Source organism: Pedobacter sp. BMA, from assembly GCF_001027745.1.
Taxonomy (GTDB): Bacteria; Bacteroidota; Bacteroidia; order Sphingobacteriales; family Sphingobacteriaceae; genus Pedobacter.
The window spans coordinates 104098-123121 of the sequence record NZ_LECU01000009.1; the positions used below are offsets into that span (position 1 = coordinate 104098).

General features: G+C 45.5%; 15 protein-coding genes. 6 read left to right on the forward strand and 9 right to left on the reverse strand.

Annotation, left to right across the window (positions count from 1 at the left end):
• The first annotated feature begins 2 nt into the window (after nucleotides 1-2).
• Genes AB669_RS19570 through AB669_RS19580 form a run of 3 tightly spaced genes read left to right on the forward strand, consistent with a single transcriptional unit; the run spans nucleotide 3 to nucleotide 4674 of the window.
• Entirely contained in the window at nucleotides 3-1382 is a 1380-nt protein-coding gene (locus AB669_RS19570) for an McrC family protein (protein ID WP_053058492.1), read from the forward strand.
• On the forward strand, nucleotides 1379-3706 hold the full coding sequence (locus tag AB669_RS19575) for an AAA family ATPase (RefSeq protein WP_047801046.1): 2328 nt from the start codon (nucleotides 1379-1381) through the stop codon (nucleotides 3704-3706). The genes AB669_RS19570 and AB669_RS19575 overlap by 4 nt, the downstream gene beginning before the upstream one ends.
• The gene (locus tag AB669_RS19580) at nucleotides 3703-4674 is read left to right on the forward strand and encodes a hypothetical protein (protein ID WP_047801047.1); all 972 of its coding nucleotides are present in this window, start codon (nucleotides 3703-3705) and stop codon (nucleotides 4672-4674) included. Before AB669_RS19575 ends, AB669_RS19580 begins: the two co-directional genes overlap by 4 nt.
• Here the strand turns inward: AB669_RS19580 and AB669_RS19585 are convergent.
• Nucleotides 4671-8282 (reverse strand): type I restriction enzyme HsdR N-terminal domain-containing protein, encoded by a 3612-nt coding sequence (locus AB669_RS19585; protein WP_047801048.1) that lies wholly within the window; start codon nucleotides 8280-8282, stop codon nucleotides 4671-4673. The genes AB669_RS19580 and AB669_RS19585 overlap by 4 nt on opposite strands.
• A 296-nt stretch (nucleotides 8283-8578) precedes the next feature.
• On the opposite strand from AB669_RS19585, the gene AB669_RS19590 reads away from it, so the two are divergent.
• Nucleotides 8579-10624 carry a P-loop NTPase fold protein gene (locus AB669_RS19590; RefSeq protein WP_156166805.1) on the forward strand — a complete coding sequence of 682 codons (2046 nt, stop codon included), beginning with the start codon at nucleotides 8579-8581 and terminating at the stop codon, nucleotides 10622-10624.
• A 391-nt stretch (nucleotides 10625-11015) separates the two neighbouring features.
• Here the strand turns inward: AB669_RS19590 and AB669_RS22245 are convergent, their stop codons facing one another.
• The gene (locus AB669_RS22245; RefSeq protein ID WP_156166806.1) at nucleotides 11016-11156 is read right to left on the reverse strand and encodes a hypothetical protein; all 141 of its coding nucleotides are present in this window, start codon (nucleotides 11154-11156) and stop codon (nucleotides 11016-11018) included.
• 467 nt (nucleotides 11157-11623) lie between these two features.
• Between AB669_RS22245 and AB669_RS19595 the strand changes: the two genes are divergently transcribed.
• Nucleotides 11624-13021 carry a DASH family cryptochrome gene (locus tag AB669_RS19595; protein WP_047801114.1) on the forward strand — a complete coding sequence of 466 codons (1398 nt, stop codon included), beginning with the start codon at nucleotides 11624-11626 and terminating at the stop codon, nucleotides 13019-13021.
• Here the strand turns inward: AB669_RS19595 and AB669_RS22250 are convergent.
• Nucleotides 12970-13302, reverse strand: a complete 333-nt coding sequence (locus tag AB669_RS22250; RefSeq protein WP_156166807.1) for a hypothetical protein — start codon at nucleotides 13300-13302, stop codon at nucleotides 12970-12972. The genes AB669_RS19595 and AB669_RS22250 overlap by 52 nt on opposite strands.
• Nucleotides 13303-13646: 344 nt before the next feature.
• Here AB669_RS22250 and AB669_RS19600 point away from each other — a divergent pair, with 344 nt between their 5' ends.
• Nucleotides 13647-15089 (forward strand): hypothetical protein, encoded by a 1443-nt coding sequence (locus AB669_RS19600; protein WP_156166808.1) that lies wholly within the window; start codon nucleotides 13647-13649, stop codon nucleotides 15087-15089.
• 26 nt (nucleotides 15090-15115) lie between these two features.
• Here the strand turns inward: AB669_RS19600 and AB669_RS19605 are convergent, their stop codons facing one another.
• The 6 genes from AB669_RS19605 to AB669_RS19625 all read right to left on the reverse strand — a co-directional run bounded on the left by AB669_RS19605 (nucleotide 15116) and on the right by AB669_RS19625 (nucleotide 18773).
• On the reverse strand, nucleotides 15116-15700 hold the full coding sequence (locus AB669_RS19605; RefSeq protein ID WP_047801051.1) for a hypothetical protein: 585 nt from the start codon (nucleotides 15698-15700) through the stop codon (nucleotides 15116-15118).
• A 218-nt stretch (nucleotides 15701-15918) separates the two neighbouring features.
• Nucleotides 15919-16530: a GIN domain-containing protein gene (locus AB669_RS19610; RefSeq protein ID WP_047801052.1), complete on the reverse strand. Its 612-nt coding sequence runs from the start codon at nucleotides 16528-16530 to the stop codon at nucleotides 15919-15921.
• A 309-nt stretch (nucleotides 16531-16839) separates the two neighbouring features.
• Nucleotides 16840-17217: a DUF4260 domain-containing protein gene (locus tag AB669_RS19615; RefSeq protein ID WP_047801053.1), complete on the reverse strand. Its 378-nt coding sequence runs from the start codon at nucleotides 17215-17217 to the stop codon at nucleotides 16840-16842.
• Nucleotides 17218-17290: 73 nt separating this feature from the next.
• Nucleotides 17291-17890, reverse strand: coding sequence for a Crp/Fnr family transcriptional regulator (locus AB669_RS19620; RefSeq protein WP_047801054.1), 600 nt, complete (start codon nucleotides 17888-17890; stop codon nucleotides 17291-17293).
• Between the two features lie 133 nt (nucleotides 17891-18023).
• Nucleotides 18024-18200 (reverse strand): helix-turn-helix domain-containing protein, encoded by a 177-nt coding sequence (locus tag AB669_RS21860; RefSeq protein ID WP_369799788.1) that lies wholly within the window; start codon nucleotides 18198-18200, stop codon nucleotides 18024-18026.
• Nucleotides 18201-18239: 39 nt separating this feature from the next.
• Nucleotides 18240-18773, reverse strand: a complete 534-nt coding sequence (locus AB669_RS19625; protein WP_047801055.1) for a hypothetical protein — start codon at nucleotides 18771-18773, stop codon at nucleotides 18240-18242.
• Nucleotides 18774-19024 lie beyond the last annotated feature (251 nt).

Sequence of the window (19024 nt, forward strand, 5' to 3'; positions counted from 1 at the left end):
ATATGCCGAGCTTAAAAGTATTTGAATACCAGACCGTCCGCGCAGGCGATGAGCTGATGTTTTACCACAACGGTAAGGGCGAAAAAGGCATATTGGAAGAAAAATACATCACCGCCCTTTGGAAGATGTACGATGAACAGGCACGTCCCTTTTTTACCCCCACGCGCGGGGGCATCCGCTTCTGCGAATGGGTAGGAGTGATCAGGGTGCTGGACCTGACCCTGGAAATCCTGCCCAAAGCCGACAACAACGAGAATTACCTCGAGGAGGCCGAGCAGAGCAAATGGCAGAGCATCCTGATCGATATGCTGCGCATCTGCCGCGCGCTGGATACCCCGACCGCTTCGGATGCCCCGCTCAGGCTCAAGAGCAACAGCATCCTGGACCTATATATCGAGCGCTTCATCCAGGAAGTGAACTTCCTGCTGCATACCGGCCTGATCAAACGCTATAAAAAAATAGAGGGCAACAGCACCGCGCTAAAAGGAAAGCTTTTGCTGCAAAAGCATTTCACCAAGAACCTGGTTCACCAGGAAAGATTTTATGTGGAAAAGACCAGCTATGATCAAAACCACCTCATCCACCAGATCCTCTACAAGGCCATCAAAACCCTGCCCAGGATCTGCAACAACCAATACCTGGTTTCCCGGTGCTACCAGCTGCTGCTGAATTTTCCCGAGGTCAGCGAGATCAAGATAGACGCCACGCTGTTCGATAAACTGGGCCTGGACCGCAAGTCCGCCCATTACCGCTCGGCCGTGGCGATCGCCAAACTCATTCTGCTCAACCTGCGCCCGGACATCAGCAGCGGGGCCGGCAGCTCCATTGCCATCCTCTTTGATATGAACAAGCTTTGGGAAGAGTACATCTACCGCATGCTGCAGAAAGCCAACGATGGGACTCTGAAAATCTATGGCCAGCGCTCGACCGGCTTCTGGAAACACCTGCACACCAGCCGCTCCCTTAAACCTGACATCATCATCGAAAAAACCGGTCCGGACGGGTCAAAAGGATACACCGTGCTGGATACCAAATGGAAGAACCTCCATGGGCAGCTCAAAAACGTGGGTATGGATGACCTTCGCCAGATGTTCGCCTACCATCATTACTTTGATGCGGTGAAATGTTACCTCCTCTATCCAGGGGAAGACTATATCCAAGATGGAAACTTCCACCGCCAAAGCCATTTCGATAAGCGGGACCTGGGCAGCAAAAGCTGTGGGGTGATCATCTCCAAGGCCTGGAAGGCGGAAACAGCAAAAAGCTACCTCAATAAAGAGATCGGAAAACAGATCCTCAGTGCACTCAGGCTGGATGTATGCAGCCAAGCCGATACTGCTGTCCATCAAGACTCAGAGGCGCATCAAAATTTTCAAATATGACCATGCCAACCGCTAAACAAATGACCGACGACAACTTTTTCAAACTTATTGCCATTATCCCATTGGCTAAATGCGATACCCTATACACCAAAACCCTTCAGCCCGGAAAACCCTACCGCCTGCACAGCGAATATCATATTGCAATGAACGGTGAGGGTTCCATGGTCGAATTGGTAACGGTTGATCCAAAGAAAGCGGCACCGGAAAAGCTCTACCGGCTTTCCAACGGCATCGGACTGAGCTTTTCGGCGGTCGTGGGAAAGAACGGGACCGGAAAAAGTACGCTCATGGAACTGTTCTACCGGGCGATCTATTTCACGGGCGTCAAAAATAAATTCGGCACCAAATACCTGTTAAGTTCCAGCGTCGAAAAACTGGACGGCCACATCAGGTGGCTGAAAGGTGAACTGTACCATCTTTTGACCGCTGCAAGCTTATCTTACAGTGAATACCCCGTCCCACAAGAAGCGCTAAAGGACTTTATAGCCCCGAAAGACTTTTCTCTTTATTTACTGGATCTGGTTGTGCGCCATAGGCTCAGAATAGGACTCAAAGCGGAACAAACCTTCACCGATCTTCCCGAGTGGATCGCCAAAAAGCTGATGGAGCACATCGAAATAGGCCAAACCGAACTGGACGAGGAACAAAAACGTGAGGATCAAATGACTGAAGGCTTCCGTGTCTCGGTTTTATACCAGATCGGAACGCAGGTCCGGGAGCTGCTGTGCAATGATGGAAAGGTGTCCCAATCCCAGTTTCTCCCTGATGGCGAGCGCGATGCCGGCTGGAAAGAGGATTTCGATCTGGAGGCATTTTTCTACACCATCAGTTTGAATTATTCCCATCATGGCCTAAACGCAAAACATACGGGCCGGTGGATCAACAAACTCTTCCATAAAAACGATGCCTATATTACCCCCTTGGTCCTCAACCCCATGCGGGAAGACGGCAACGTCGACATCAACAAAGAACTGCAGCTTTCCAAGGAAAGGCTGGCCACGACGATCCTATATGAGCTTATCCACAAGGGCAAAAGCCTTCAGCTGGATAAATATAAAATTTCCGGTTTTCGCTTCGCCCGCAAAGCGAACGCCAAAGCAGATCCCGACCGAAAGGCGGCAAAAGTGCAGCATGGGGAACTGATCAAAGAAAAATATGGCGTAAAGGAAAGTATGGCAAACAATAGGCCTAACGGAGTGGCCGCTTTAGAATACCTATCGGCTAAAATCTCCAAAGTATCCTCCGGATATAACTTTTTGATCGACGAGCTGAAAGGGGAGAAAGACCTCTCGGGATTCTTGGAAAAAGACAAAAGCCACGTCACCCGAAAAATAAGACAGACGGCCAATTACCTTAAAGCGAAGCCCAAATTACTCAATACGATCTGGAAAACCGAAAGTAGCTATGATCCAGATTACCTGGAACTCAATACGGAGCAGGTTATGGAATATATGCGCGGTTTTATAAAAGATCTAAAGTCCATCGAGGCCTCGCAGCTTATCGAATATGCCTTTCCCGCCATTTTTGATGTCGATTTTGAGTTTACCTATCAAGGTAAGCCCATTATGCTCAGTGAGATGAGCTCCGGGGAACAGCAGCTGATCTTCAACAGCAATGCCATTCTATACCACCTTTACAACATCCAGTCCGTTGCCCATAGCGGGCAAAGCAAGAACAAGGCAGAACGCAAACGGCCAGAATATGGGTACGTGAATATCATACTCGATGAGATGGAACTCTACTACCATCCCGAGATGCAGCGGCGTTACGTGGATGATATGGTCCGGGACCTGAACAAGCTCCCGGCAATGTCGGCCATAAAGGGCCTGCACGTCTGTATCCTGACCCATTCTCCCTTTGTCCTTTCGGATATTCCTTCCAATTCCACCCTGCACCTGCTAGGGGGGGCGGACGAAGAAAGCCGTTATGGTCATAAAAGCTTTGGCGCCAACATCCACGAACTGCTGAGAAAAGACTTCTTTTTGAGCGATGGCTTTATGGGCGAACATGCCAAAAAACAGATCGGGATACTCATCGATTCCCTCAAGGCCCACCAGTATATCCCTCGGGAATTGATCAGCGGCGATACCCAGCCGGTTATCGATGAGCGGATCAGTTTTGCAGATAAACTCGGACTTCCCGAGGCCTTTTTAAAGGAGGGCATACTCACCCGGCCGCAGTGCGAGGCGCTCCTTGCGGTCATCGGCGAACCGGTACTCTACCAAAGCCTGATGGAGCTCTATAGCCTTGCGTTCCCTAAATCCTCACAAGGGTTTATCCAATCGCAGATCGACTTTTTGAACCGATTAAAAGCCCAATCATGATAGCAGTAAACATTAAAATGGTGCAGGCCGTACAGGACGCTTTTGCCGAGCAGATCGAGGAGCAATATAAACAGGCCCTGGAAAACTTAGAGACAATCGATCAAAATACGATCAAGTATGCCCCGCACAGAACTTATTTAAACAATTTGATCCAGGTATTTCAGGCAAATGAAAACATCATAGTTGCCGGGCCGACAGCGTTGGAAGAGTTGATGAAGGATTTTGGGAAGCTCCCATCTGTCACTAAAAAGGATCCCCAATCCGCAGTGGAAGCCCGTAAAGCTTTTCTCAACAAGATCCATACGGCCTTAAACTACAAGGGCCTGCGTACGACATTCTATCCAGCTTATTTTGCCAAGATCGGGATCAAGGCCTGCGTATACTGCAATTCCCAGCTGGCCATTGCCATGGAAAAAGAGCAGGGCGCCTACTCGGCAAGATTTGATGTGGACCACCATATCGGAAAAAACCAGTATCCCGGTCTTGCCATTTCACTGTTTAACCTTTATCCTTCCTGTGCACCTTGCAACAGGCGAAAAAGCGAGGGGTCTGTCCGCTTTAAATTATACAGCAACGATGAAGCAGACCTGTTGCGCTCATCCTTCGTATTCAAGCTCGATGCCCATGCCAAAGCCAAATACCTGTTGTCGCCCAAGACGGCGCAGCTCGGTATCAACCTGATCAACCGCAAGGATGCGAAAGATTCGGCGCATGAGAAATTTTTCGGCATCGATTCCATTTACCGCACCCAAGCGGATGTTGCGCAGGAACTGCTCATCAAAAGCCAGGCCTATGACCAGGCATATAAGCAGATCCTTTTTGAGAAATTCAGTGGCCTGGGGATAACCAGAATCGATATCGAACGCCTGTTGATCGGCAACTATTCAAGTGAACACGAGATCCACAAGCGGCCTTTGAGCAAATTCGTGCAGGACCTTGCGAGGGAACTGGGTATCCTCGAACTTTAATCTGCCCGGGCAGTTATGACTGGTCCGAAAGCATCACCGTCCCCAATGGGCACCTTATTGCGGCTGCAGATACTGTTATAGGCATGTTGGCAGCTATCCACCAAGCCCTCGACAGGTAAATGCCGGTTGCCGATTTCCAGGATAACCGGCAGGGATTTCAGGCTCCCATGGCAGGCCAGGAATTCTATGGCCCTGCGCAGCTGCGCATATTGCCCACCTTCATCAGATTCCAGCTGTCCCAAAATGCCAAGTAGCCAATCTTCATCCTCGGGCCGACCGATTTTGACCATTGCCCGCACCAGACGCTCCAAACGATGCAGCGGATACTTGTCCGATTGTCCGATCAAAAGCAAGATCCTTGCTGTAATCTCTTTGAGCTTTTCCCGCATCCAAAGCCCTCCGATCCCTTCGGCAGTTTCGACAAAAACTTCTAGTTCGTACGCATCTGCATGGATCTCATCCAGGTAGGTCCGGTAATAACAGCCAACCAGGGCTTCTGCCAGTTCAGGCTCAAAGAACTTTGCCTTTCTCATCAGATTGCTGTGCAGATGATCTTCTTTTTGAAGAAAAACATTTCCGTCAAAATACCAAGAGATGATTTCTCGTTGCCGGTCAGCAGATCCAAGTAGATAAAACGTTCCGGCAAGTTCAAATGCAAGAGGAGATTCATAGACATAGCGTTCCTCATCGGCCAGGGCCGTCTGTACTTTGACCAAAAGGGGAAGGGCTTCGATCAGGTGGAACTTTCGCACCCCTTTTAAAAGGGTATGGGCGGTCGGGGTATAAAATGGGCTGGGGAATTTTTTCTCCCGGATCAGTTCGATAAACTTCCCGTTGTTTACCAACAGCTCGAGCGCCCGCTGCTGCATCTGCGGCTGATCGGCATACAGGTGTCTATAGATTTCTTCACGCACCGATTCAAATGGATAGTTTCCCAGACGCTCCAAAGCGGAGGTAGCAATCGGGACATTTGTGCTCGAGGTCATCTCTAAATAAAACGCCTGGGGCAAAACAGCAGCACTTTCCCTCAATGCTTTTGCGAGGCAATCTGTCAGATAGCGATCGTTTCCTTCCCTTAACAGAACCGTCTTGATCTCCTCGGCGAGCCTGGGAGCGGTAGCGCTTTTCAAGATGGTCGACACACTCCTGAGTTTGGAAAACTCGATCTTGTTTTTCGAAGCATAATCCAGTACGCCAATGGCAAAATCTGCATCATCGACCATCGAGAGCACTTCTGCAATGGCCTCGACTTTCTCCCCATACTTGTGCCCTGCCGAAAGTTCCTTCATGTAAAGCGCCTGCAATTCCGTTTTTAAGGCTAAAGAGGCCTCATGTGCGGCAAAATAACGTAAAAAAAGCTTTTTGCAGGTGTAATTGAAGGGCGCGTGGCTGAACTTGCCCCAATTTCCAGCGATCTGCAGGTAGCCTTCCTCGCCATAGTAGGAGAGTGCCTCTGTCACATAAGACTGGCTGCTCCGCCATTGGAAGAAATCAGATTCGTCCCAATCTATATGGGCATCGATAATCTTTCGTGCCCGGAGCGGAGCCGTTCTGGCAATTGCCGGAAGCGCCATCATTGTTACGTCGTCATATCGTACAGTGTTAAAAAGCCCCAACAAGATTTCCGCACACTTGGGATCTGCGATGCTCTGTAGATAGCTTACCGCACGCTTACGGACCCCAGATACCGGTGAGCCGGTTTTTTCGGCCAATGCCGCGATCACCTGGTCTTTTAATCCCTGACTGCAGACAGGATTCTCGCTCAGACAATAGGCGGCCAACCAGAGCCTTTTCTTAAGCATCGCGATCACGGCACTGATCTCGGGGAGCGCGGAGCACATCGAAATGATCGGCACTTCCCAGCGTTCTTCCATCACCAGGTTTTCCAGGCTGCTGTTTTCCTTGCAGAACCTGGTGGTAAGGGCCAGACCCGCAAAATGGTTCAAGAACAACCGGTGCCAGAAGTAAAGGTGGTCATTATTGGCAATCAGCAGTCCGGTTTCTTCCAGGGCAATAAGCATGGTGTCTACCGTTGTGCCCACTGCCAACATCCGGCGCTGCTCTTGCTCAATGATAAAACCACTCAACAGCTCCGCTGCCCGCCCGTGGGACAGGGAAGATGAGTCTGTGGCGCAGATCTCATAGGCGATTTCGCCCAGGCACCCACTCAAGACCCTCCAGGATATGCTGTTTTTTTTGCCAAGCTTATCATCGTTCCATTTCGCGGCACGCGCGGTAATGGCCGAAATGATTTTGGAAACACTCTGCGGCATCCTACCGTTCTGCTTATAAAGGGCCAGCAAGAACAAAAGCAGCAAAATATTCCTAGATTCATTGATGAGCCCATTGACTTCGAGCTGGTGCTGGAAATCATAATATTGATCGGTGAGATAAAATTTTGAAATTTCTTCGACCTGGGCGTCCCTTAATGCTGATATATTGAAACGGGCACTTCCCCCGATCCTGGGGATGACATTGGGTCTGGTGGTCAGATAACATTCGTGGTGGACACATAAGTTGCTGATGGCCTGGCAGACTTCTATCCTGAACTGTTGGGCAAGCTCGTCGAAAGCATCAAAAAAAAACACAAACTGATGATCCTGGACAAGTGCTTCAAATGAATCGCCACGGTAGCCATATCGGCGTAAAGCGGCCATGATCAACTGCTCGAGGGTATAACCAAATCCGATTTCCTTTAAGGCAACATATACCGGGATCTTGGTGTCCAATAAGGCCGATGCGCACTCGGCCGATCGTAAAGCCAAAAATTTGAGCAAAGAAGTCTTACCGGTGCCGGTCTCGCCCACAATCACGCGCGCGCTGAGACCGCCCATGTTTTCGATTTGAGCGAACTTCAGCTCCGTTTCGCTGTCCAGCACCTCTTCGGTCTCGCTCTGGCTGCGAAAGCTCAACAGTGCAGTGGGATCGAAGCCCTTGATATCCAGGTTGTCGATTGCCCGAAAATGGACCGAGGGCAGGTGCCAATCCTGATAGGCCGAGCTGATGCCCTTGAAATAAGCCGCAAAATCGGAAAGCTGGATCCTGCGCCGCCTGATGAGGTCATCTATCTTGGTTTTCTCAGATATGCTGACCGATTTTTCCAGATCCAATGTCTGGAGGATCTCGATGGCAGACTTGGCATTTTGATTTTTTCGGCCAAGCAGCTTGATGAGCTCATCGAGCTTCAGCTGGAGATCTTCCATGTCCTTGCTGTGGAAGATCAGATTGTTCACGTCAAAAATCTGTAGCGCCTTGCCGTTGGTGATCATGATGAAATTACGGCCCACACTGTTCGCATATGACCGCAATTGTCCCAAGTGGCTATCGAGCGACTCAGCAGGACCTTTACTGTCGATAATGAAACGCGCATTTTGAAGATCCCCGTCCATACAGACCACAAAGTCCGGCCGGTGGTTCAATCCTTTTGAACCGCCCGCAGAAAAATTGACGCCAGAATACAGGTCCTTTGCCGGAAAGATCCGTTCAGGTATGATTTCCGCTAGGCGATAGCCCAAATAGCCTGTGAGCAAAGGCAGAATGAATTTCTGGCTCACTTCGGCTTCGTTAGAAAAAGTGCAATCTTTGAATTGATCGAATAATTGTCCCATCGAGGCTAAATATCCAAAAAAAATAAGGATTGTGGAAACGTGGCTCCCGGAGCTTCAGTACCCGGGTCAACCCATTGCCCCAAAAGATGGCCTTCATTTTATTGAAAAGAAAACGCAAAGCGCGGTCATCCTTGACCTCAACCCGCCAAGGCTTTTAAAAAAAAGCAATTTGCCATCGACACTGCTTTTGTTTTACTAAATTAGCCCTGGACTATCTTAATTTAGGCCCTTGAAAACGACTTCAGGTATTCCAATTGTCCTACCGGACAGGCGGAGCCGAAAGACCAAGAAAATATATGACGCACATCATCAATCCCGATAGCGCGCCAGGCGAGGACATCCTGGGCAGAAAGGCTTTTGCCGCCCAGATCGTAGAGGGCCTGGGCCTGTTTTTCGGCGACCGGAAAGAAAGCCTGGTGGTCGGCATCAGTGGCAAGTGGGGCTCAGGCAAGTCGACGCTACTGGACTACATCCAAGAAGACCTCGAGGACCGCTACAAAAGCTCAGAGCGTCCCTTTAAGGTCATCAAGTTCAACAGCTGGGGACATACCGCAGAGGCTGACCTGGAAAGAAGTTTTTTGGAAAAGGTACTCGAAACGGTCTCTAAGCTCAACTGGAAAGAAAAAACTTCGGCAGCCAACGACAAGTTCAAGAAATACCTGGGCTATCTGGACTATGTGAAATTTGCCGGGCACTTCCACCCGGTCATCAAAAACATGCTGGAGGGAGCTGAAGAATACCGGAAAAAAGTCAACGTAGTCTCGCTCGAAGAGATCAAAGAGACCGCCAATGGCAGGCTGGAGGAGAGCGGCACCAGGCTTTATATTTTGATCGATGACCTGGACCGCCTCGCGCCCGCAGAGATCACCGCACTCTTCCGGATCTTAAAAGTCAACCTCAATCTCTCCAACACCATATTTATCCTTGCCTATGACAAACAGGTCATCATCCAGGCACTGGAAAAGGAATATGGACTCGACGGCGAACAGTACCTGGAAAAAATCATCCAGGTCGATTTCCACATTCCCCAGATTTCCGAGGCGCAGATGGAACTGCTTTTCTTTGAACGCCTAGCCGACTTCCTCAAGAAAGTAAATGTCAAATTTGATGCAGGAGCTTTCCGTACCGTCTGGAGGATACACGGGCTCAACGAATACTTCAGGTCCATCCGGGACCTCAACCGGTATTTCAACAACCTGGTCTTCAGCTTGCCCCATGTAGCGGGAAAGGTCAACCTGTTCGATTTTTTGGTCCTGGATGCCATCAAGACCTTCGATGCGCAAACCTACCACCGGCTTTATGACCACATTACCGAAGTGTATCGCAAAGGCATCTGGCAGCGGATCGCCATCGATGAGCCCTTTATCGCCCGATACGAAAAAGAAACGACAAAAGCCCTACTCGGTTATCTGTTCGTCCGGCAGCACAGCGATGATGGCAACGGCAACCAAAAAAGGTTCAGGGACCGCGAGTATTTTGAGCGCTACTTTGCTTTGGGCGTACCCTCAAAAGTGAGCAGCTTTGATCTGTTGGAGAATTTTTTCCTGAAAGAAAGTTCTGCCCAGGTCGTGTTGGCCGCTGCCCTGGCATCCGGGAAATTGCCCGAACTGCTGGGGCGACTCGGTGAGGAAAGCCTTTCGGGATCACATAAACTGGAAAGCCTGAATGTCTTCAGCGACTTTATCGAATTCTTCAGTTCCAGGAGCGAACCTGCAGACCTTGAGGAAGCCATACTGCGCATGAAGGCCTATTTCAACCTCGTGCGGCTGTTCGACGATCAGCACCGGGCAACGCTCGCTGCCCTGGCGAAATTGAAGCTGGAAAAGGACCGGACGGACAGGACGGCATTTTTGTTCCTGCATGTACTGGTGCGGTATGTTGCCCTGCTCAACCTGCCAAAAGAAGTAGACAGCTATATCCGGCTCAATGCCGATAAATTAAACGAAAATTTGTTGGTCTACCTGCACGGGCACAGCATCCATCAATTCCATACCCTTTCCACCGGCTCCCCAAATTGGGTCGACAATTTATTTTTGATCGGCCTGATCGAAGACGATCCCGAGAAATACCTGGCAGAATTCACCGAACGGATGTCCCCGAAACTGATCTGGTTTATTGTCTTCCACAATCTTTTTGTTTTCAAAGAGGGAAAACCGGACGGGGTGATCAAATCCTATCTAGACCTGTTTTTTCCCACAGCGGTGTTGTCCATGGTCCTGCGGATGATCCGAGAAACCCAGGCAGGACAGATGCGGGAAGAGCAGCGTCAGGATTTGGGCTATTTCGAGAACTGTATCCGACAGCAGCGCTACAGCGAACCGGACCAGGATCAAAAAAAATAACAAACAGGTCCGTCTGCTGATCGAGAAGCTGTAGTCAATGAAAAGCAAGATAAGCCCTGTGGAAAAAAAGGATTTTGTATCTTCACCGGAGATTTTGCTAAGAATGATCAAATCATTTCGGAATTTAAGATCACCATATTTCAGAGTAAACTGACCACCTCAATAATATGACTACTAGTATGTTATATGTGTGCTGTTGATTTTCTTGGACTGGTCAATCCACTATAGAATGTCATGTCAGTAACTCCGAAATCTCCAGTCAATCAAATTGATTTATTCGAAATTGGATAATTCTCTATTGAAACATTAGGTCAATGAAGCTGTAATATGCTAAATGATATAAGTTTACAGTTTAATTCTTCGGAAATATTAATTATCCATTTTTTCGGTGTCACTTTCCTCGCTTTTCTTGATGCTCTAATTTTTCCTTTTTGTCAACGACGTTAGAGATTAACTTTTCACTTCCTTTACGTAATTTAATCAAACTACCAAGCTCATTGAATTTTGTCATTTTAATGTCTTCTTCTGCCATTCTCTTCAAATCATCAACAAGTTATTGCATATCCGAACCATCAACTACCCGCAACGTAACGAGGACTTTTCAATGATTTTCATCCCAGTTTTTCGCTTATAACTCTTTGTTTTTAAATGATATAACAATAATCAAAAGGTTCGATTTTGGTGTTTGACCTATGCTATTTTTATAGTTCATTTTTTGAGGAAAAATAGCCTGAATGATCAGTTTTTCTGTTCAAAGTTAATTTTTCGTAAATCTTATCAATCTCATTAAAAAATTTAAAGACTTTTTTCACAATGGTTTTGATATTTATCTTTGGCGCCTCTTCGGCCAGCGCTGAAAGGAGGGGAGGTGTCATGTTAAGAAAAAACGAACCGCAACATTTCCGCGCTTTATGTTGTTTAACCTAAAGTTCTACTGAACAATGCCTGTTTTGGGATTGAGTGATGGGGAATCAGGCCTTTTTGACCATAAGGAAACACATGAAAACAAAAAAACGGGGACTCATCTGGTTTAAAAATGATCTGCGGTTGCACGACAATGAGGCCCTGGTTACCGCGCAGCAGGAATGCAGCGAAGTGCTCTCCTGTTACTGCCTGGAAAAGTCAAACTTCGAAAACCATGATCTGGGTTTCCCCAAAGCAGATCTCAACCGGTTCAGATTTTTGGAGCAATCCGTTACTAACCTTAAGGCCAATCTGAAATCAATCGGCGGACAATTGGTTATCGGGACCCAATCCGCGCTGGTTACCATTCCCGAACTGGTCGACAGATTTCAGATTACCGATATCTATGCAGAGGAAGAATATGCCAGCTATGAATTAAACATCATCAGGGAATTACAGCAGAAACTCCCTGAAACGGAGTTCCATTTCTTCTGGGGAAAGACGCTTTACCATAAGGACGACATTCCCTTTACCATTGACAAAATTCCCCTGACCAGTAAAGCATACCGCATTCCGGCAGGCAGGGAATCCGAACCGAGGAAAACGCTGGATATCCCCAAAAAGCTAAACCCGGTCAAAAAAGTAAAGGCTACTAAATTCCCGTCCTACAAAGATTACGGCTTTACCCCAAAGGAATACAAAAACACCAAACCCTTTGTTAAAGGCGGCGAAGATGCCGCGCTGGAACGGCTTGAATACTATACCTTCAAGTCCGAAGAACTCACCCGTTACCGCTGGAGCCGCAACCAGTCCGAAGGCATGGATTACAGTTCCAAGTTTTCGCCATACCTGGCCCTGGGCTGTATATCACCAAGGGAAATCTTTGAAAAGGTACAGGCCTACGAGCAGAAGATAAAAAAAAACCAGAGTACCTGGTGGCTGATCTTTGAGCTCGTATGGCGGGATTACTTCACCTTCAAGTCCATGCGCTTTGGGGATCAGATCTTTAAGACCAAAGGCTACAAAAACAGGAGTTACCAGTGGGAGAACGATCTTAAGAAATTCAGGAAATGGTGCGAAGGCAAGACCGGAATCCCTTTCATTGATGCCCACATGCGCCAGTTGAACCAGACCGGTTTCATGAGCAACAGGGGCAGGGTCAACTGCGCGAGTTATTTCGTCCATGATCTCAAAATCGACTGGACTTGGGGCGCAGCTTATTTCGAATCCAGGCTTATAGACTATGACGTGAGTTCGAACTGGATGAACTGGCACATGCAGGCCTTTGAAATCTGGTACACCAACCCGGTTAACCAGTCCAATAAATATAAAGCGCAGGATTTTATACGCCACTGGATCCCGGAACTTAAATCAGCCAACAATATGGAGGTACTCATTCCCTGGGAATACAGATTTAAGGGCTATCCAAAACCAATCGAAATCTATCCCAAATGGAACAGGGCCATCAACCTGATCAAAAAGATAAAGGTGTAACAGCCAAATGAATGCGCTCGAATGGCGTTTTTAATCGGTTTGATGGACAAAGCCATTCTGACCCAAAAATGCAGCACCAGCGAAATGCGCAAATAAGTTTCTTCACCACAAATCTTCGCGCCAAAACCCCATTCACGGTCTAAGCACCCTAATGCCCAATTACCGATAAGGATGGAAATGTCCATACTGCCTATAGCTTCGGTTTTGATAGGGAGGGAAATTTTTATGCTGAAAAGTTCTCCAATGGTTTCGATGAAAAAATTAGAGGGACCGTTATCCATATTATACAGGAATTCTTTAAAAAGAATGGGGATAAGGATTATTCCGCAATTAACGCGACCACTTGTTTCGGGTTAAACTGGCCCTTCTATTTCGGGTCAAACTGGCCGATTTGATCAATAGATCAAACTCCCAGCACATCAATGCTACTCGAGGCAAAAGGGTGCTGATTCGTTACCTTTTTCAAGTACTAAAAAATAATTTTGTGCAAAGCACTGAAAGATTTATCTTGCCTCAAATTATTTTTTCATCTGTTACGCTCAACAACATGGTAGGAACCAAGCTTCAAAGAAAATTGTTGCAAACCCATCCTGTAACCATCATTCAAAAGTCGACAAAATATACTATGAAAAAAACGCCGCTGATTATTGTTCTCACATTGTTTGCCAAGCTTGTCATGGCCCAAAGCCTTTATCCCGAAAAATTTGAAAACTGCAAACTTTCCTCATTTTGCCTCGACTGCGGTGACCCGCAGGCTCAACCACCGAAAACCGTCATCCAGAACATTCTTCGGGGTATAGGAGAACAACAATTGGCCGTATTAAATGGCAGCCTCGAGATGCAAATTCTTGTCAGCGAGGATGGCAAACCCTGCTTACTAAGCGTGGATAATAAGACCGGGATTACTTCTGAATTGCTAAACCTTAAACGTTCGGTGAATGCCACTGAAAACTGGACGCCCGCCATGAATGGCAACAAAAAGGAGAGCAGTTCCGTATCCCTTATCCTGGAGTTCGAAGACGGCAAGTTTCGGGCCAAGCGCAGGACATTTAATTTTACCAATCAGTCAAATATGAAGACTACGGGCACACCCGACAAAAAGGGAAGTGAAAAATCCCAGCTGAGCGAAAGCTGGAAAGTTTATACCCAAAGCAATTCAGAACTCCCTTGGGACATGTCGAGGGCGGTAGCTTGCAATAAAAACGGAGCTGTATGGATTGGCACGGACAATGGCATTGTAAAAATCACGAATGACAAGTGGTCACATTTCAATGCATCCAATACGGTAATAGGCGCAACCCCTTACAACAAGAAACAGACACAGGCTGTGCGGGATATGGAGGTTGACGGAAAGGACAACAAATGGTTTGTGGTTGGTTATGACGTTTACCGCTATGACAATCACACATGGGCCAAATTTGACTCTGTAAATTCGCCCATTAACTGGGCCAGAAAAATTTTTGTGGATCGGCACGATAATGTACTTTTTACTTCCTGGGATGGGGTGATGAAATTTGACGGCAGTAAATGGTCAGTGCTTAACAAAAAGAACTCCCAACTCCCTTCAGACAAAACTCTGGGTGTGTTTGTGGATAGTAAAGACCGCACCTGGATTGGTACTTTCGATGGGAACGTCATGATAGACAAGGGAAAAACAATGTTATTGAACGATAAAACTTCACCGCTTTCAAGGGCATATATATCAAAAATGCAGGAAGATAAATTGGGAAACCTGTGGTTTTCGTTATACAACGAAAAAGGTACAGCAGCCGGAATTTATACCCGCACTCCTGATGGGAAATGGCAGCGCCTTTGGCAGGAGGATGAAAAGATGTTTTCGGCCAATAGTATTAACGACTTCTTTCTCGATGAAGAAAAAAATGTATTGTGGCTCAGCCAGAATAACGTTGGTATCATTAAATATGACATTCCCTCAAAAAAGACAGAAATATATACCACTGAAAATTCCAGCGTACCAAGTGTAAACGTTGAAAGGATTGCGAAAGACAAGAATGGTGCAATATGGGCAGCGACTTATGCAGGCGTCATTAAGACTGAACTAAAATAAATGTATCCAATCTTTAGATTCAAAACTTAATTCATCAGGAATTTCGGTAATTCTAAAATAGTATAGCCACTTTCTTCTAGTTTTTTCATGCGTTTCTTTTCCCGATGCTCCAATATACTAAGCCTGAAAATCACCATGATGAACAGGTATGAAATCAAAAAAAATGAGGTTCCACCTATTAGGGTTCTTTTGAAAAGTTCATTTAGGTCGCTTGGCAGGTTAGATTTCACCCAATTGATTGTAGGTTGATCTGGCAGGTAAGAGATAGTAGCTGTTACCGGAAAGTTTTTGTTCATGCTTTCAACTTCATCAATACTGAATGCATGAGCGCTTGACTTGATTGTTTTCCCATTAGGCAAACTGAAGGTATAAGTGAAGTCACGCGTTCTGGGATAATCCGAATAAGCATAGAGTCCGTCTTCGCCGGAAATTTTTCCGACAGCAGTTTTTCCATAGACAATCAATTGATACTGGCGGTATGGATTGATGTATTCTCCCCATATAAACGAATATATAAATGCCAGGATTGCCAGATCCAACCAGGGAAACCATATTCGGTACAAGTCCTTAAGGAATATGACAAGCTTTGCTTTAGCAACAATGAATTTCATAACGACTAAAATTTAAATTAAATTAAGAAAAAAAGAAATTGGAACCAATAAATGTTTTGACATCCACGGAACTGCACACTCGTAAACCTTATTATTGATGAGGATAAGTTAATTCTTCTAGTCGTTTATGGAAAAAACGGTATGGAAATGAAAAAATTGATCATAAAAAAAGCTGCCCATGTGTATGAGCAGCTTCGATTGATCTGGTGAATAGGTTTCTATTTTGCCAGAACCATTGCATTTTGTTCTGCTTCCATAATGGCTTCAGAAGCAAATGATTCTGATTTCAGACTGGCAAAGTCAGCTAGTTTTACATTTTTCAGGTTGCTGGCAATCATGGTACTTTGATCAGCTGTACCATTTAATTTCAATACCGCATCCTCTTTAACAACGGTATACAAACTTCCGGCTGTGGTTTTAATCCTTGCGGTAGCGCTTTGACCTAAAAATAACTGAAGGTATTTTACATCGAAATTGTTGCTGGTTACCACAACCGACTGGCCATAAGCCTCGATTCTTTCCAGATCTTTTACGGTGATGTTCAAAGTTACCTGGCTGGTTTCTAACGAATTGATGAATAAGGTTTTTCCGTCAGTGGTTACAGAAGTTTTCGAAGCATCGTAGTTGTTTGCGCCTGTTACATCTTGTTTATCGCCTTGCGTTAAAACGATCTTTACGTTTCCACTTACCCAGATCCTGTTGAAGGTTAACGATGATGGAGTTTTAGTTTCTGTTTTAACAGGTTCGGCGGCGAAAGTTGCCATTGCTGATGAAGTGATTACTACTGCTGTTAATGCTGCTGCGAATAATGATTTTGCTAAGGTTTTCATATCTTTTATATTTTAAATTTTTGCTGTTGTTTTGTTATTAAGACGCCACTACACGGCAAACGTTGCAGGCAAAACCGCTGTATTATACCAGTATGAGTAACCGCTAGACCAACGCCTGTAATTTATAGACGAACAGCTGCAGAAGTTTGAGCATAAAAGAATCTATTGACTGCTACCCACAGCGGTCAAAACCTTAAATCAGGTGATGCCTTTATCATACTCGAAGGCAACAAACTGGTGGGGACAGGGGTTATCCTGCACGTCCTTTCTGACAGGCACGCCTAACCAGGAATTATTTAATGAGCTGTTTTATAGTTTATCAAGTTTTTCTTTACCACCCATTATCCCCAGGTGTGTGTAATTAAATCCTTTACCTAATTTAAGTCCATAACCCATCAATCGGTCGAGGCTGCTATGACCTAGCAATACCAAACCTGCTAATTCAAGATAGGGGATGTTCAATAACAGTCCGGAAATTGCAATGATTACAGCTATAGTTTGATGATGAAATAGGTTGTAAGTAGTAGCGCCGGTTTTGTTGCCAAATAAATATCCTAACATACTTAAATCGGGAGCCAGGAAAATAGGAATCCAGAGCCACCATTGAACGTTTAGGTTCAAAGAAGTAATTAACGGTATAGAAATAATAAATGGAACGATGGCTTCTGCCCTGATCAATGTTTTCATTTGCTGTAATTTTATAGGACAAATAACAGCAAATGATCGGCTACAGGACGTTAACAAAAGTTAATAAATTTATTTAATCGATTTTTTTTGCCGTGACGCGCTTTCGGATACGACTTAAACTAACAGCGCTCACACCCAAATAATTTGCAATTAAATGTTGAGGTATCTGTTCAATAATCTTAGTCTTTGTTCCGGCGAGTAATTGCAGATACCTCTCTTCAGGCGATAGAATGAGGAGGTCTACCATACGTTCTTCAAGTCCCAAAACGAGGTATTCGGCCAGCTTACGTCCAAATCGCTCCCACACTTTGGATTGATCAAATAAGGCAACCAATATTTTGTAAGGAAAGGCTAGCAGATAGCAATCCGTTAATGCCTGAATGGTTAATTTTGAAGGAGAATGAGTAAGTGCACTGAAATACGATCCTGTTAAGTGGTTTTCGAAATAAAAGTAGGTTGTTTTTTGCTCCCCGTCATGTGTATAATAGTGTCTCATTGTTCCGCTGAGCAAAAAACCAATCTTCGTTTCCAGTTTGCCTTCGGTAATCCAATCGTCTCCCTTTTTTACCTCCTGATATTTTAAGTGTGGAACCAGAAGTTCCCATTCGTCTTGGGGCACATCGACAAAACTGCATATGATGTTTTTAAGTTTTTGTAAATCGCTATCCTCCATGTTGCTAATTTAGGAAAATTACCTTGGTGATCGTATCATATTTTAGCGAATAGCATATTGTACGGTTTGCTAATATCCATAAAAAAGAAATGGAGTTTGTGTAGCGTATTATTTGCATTCTAATGATTAACTACTATTTAAAATGCTTTACGAAAGTCCGTTGGTGTTGGTTTGTTTTGGCCCTAAACAAACGACTAAAAGATTGCGGAGTTGTAAATCCTAACTGATAGGCGATTTCAGATATAGACAGTGACGTTGTCGATAGTTTTTCCTTGGCCAGGATTATTATGACTTGCCAGAAGCTTGGCAAGCAGTATGGTTGATAGTGCCTTTTTAAATCTATTCTGAATTATAAACCCTCATAGCTTTCCTGCGCATTAGTTAGCCAAACGTTGCCATCAATGATGTCAGGCGCTATGGTGTCATAATTATAACGAATTTGTTCTAAACACATTTTTATCTTTGCATCAGTGCTACCGATATATCGATTTAATCGTCTATAATCAATGTCTAAAGATTTTTCTGTTCTTAAACTCAGTAAAATGTGCATATCAACAGCATGCCCCAAACTGGAAGTAAAGTCGATATTATATATTCGATCATTTACAATGCTACAGTTGATATCTTTCCCAGGCTGAAATACAAACGCCAAATCGAGCAGTCTTCTGGTTATCACCGAACTTATTGAGATGTTTATTCTATACACATTCAGTTCCCTACTCAGTGTTTCAAATACCGGCTCTTTGGCAGTATAGCCTAAAGCTGAATAGGCTGGAAAAAATACCTCATCTCTAAGTTTAGGTATAAGGAGTAGCGCGTCCAAATCTTGAGGCGCTATTAATCCATTTTTATTTAGCCCATATAAGGCTTCTTTCCATTTCATAGAACGGTTTTTTTAAGTGTTAGATATTGTTGGCCTAATATCGATAACATTATCACCTTGAGCAAGTTTATATGCTAACCTGGTATAGTCCTTTTCGAACAAAAAAATAAAAAAAAATCTCGCCCTGCGCTACTTTAGAGTGCATTTATCCCCCTATATCACCCGGGGGTACGGTACCATGGGTACTGCCATACTTTTTCGATTTTCGTTCCCTTTGTCTTGTTGGTGCTGACAAGCCTATACCGGTTAAG

Bases quoted from the DNA above. Each gene is read 5' to 3' on its own strand.
- AB669_RS19570 (WP_053058492.1), top strand. From the start codon at position 3: ATGCCGAGCTTAAAAGTATTTGAATACCAGACCGTCCGCGCAGGCGAT.
- AB669_RS19575 (WP_047801046.1), top strand. From the start codon at position 1,379: ATGACCATGCCAACCGCTAAACAAATGACCGACGACAACTTTTTCAAA.
- AB669_RS19610 (WP_047801052.1), bottom strand. From the start codon at position 16,530: ATGAAAACCTTAGCAAAATCATTATTCGCAGCAGCATTAACAGCAGTA.
- AB669_RS22250 (WP_156166807.1), bottom strand. From the start codon at position 13,302: ATGGATAACGGTCCCTCTAATTTTTTCATCGAAACCATTGGAGAACTT.
- AB669_RS19595 (WP_047801114.1), top strand. From the start codon at position 11,624: ATGAAAACAAAAAAACGGGGACTCATCTGGTTTAAAAATGATCTGCGG.
- AB669_RS22245 (WP_156166806.1), bottom strand. From the start codon at position 11,156: ATGGCAGAAGAAGACATTAAAATGACAAAATTCAATGAGCTTGGTAGT.
- AB669_RS19580 (WP_047801047.1), top strand. From the start codon at position 3,703: ATGATAGCAGTAAACATTAAAATGGTGCAGGCCGTACAGGACGCTTTT.
- AB669_RS19625 (WP_047801055.1), bottom strand. From the start codon at position 18,773: ATGAAATGGAAAGAAGCCTTATATGGGCTAAATAAAAATGGATTAATA.
- AB669_RS19585 (WP_047801048.1), bottom strand. From the start codon at position 8,282: ATGGGACAATTATTCGATCAATTCAAAGATTGCACTTTTTCTAACGAA.
- AB669_RS19600 (WP_156166808.1), top strand. From the start codon at position 13,647: ATGAAAAAAACGCCGCTGATTATTGTTCTCACATTGTTTGCCAAGCTT.
- AB669_RS19605 (WP_047801051.1), bottom strand. From the start codon at position 15,700: ATGAAATTCATTGTTGCTAAAGCAAAGCTTGTCATATTCCTTAAGGAC.
- AB669_RS19620 (WP_047801054.1), bottom strand. From the start codon at position 17,890: ATGGAGGATAGCGATTTACAAAAACTTAAAAACATCATATGCAGTTTT.
- AB669_RS19590 (WP_156166805.1), top strand. From the start codon at position 8,579: ATGACGCACATCATCAATCCCGATAGCGCGCCAGGCGAGGACATCCTG.
- AB669_RS19615 (WP_047801053.1), bottom strand. From the start codon at position 17,217: ATGAAAACATTGATCAGGGCAGAAGCCATCGTTCCATTTATTATTTCT.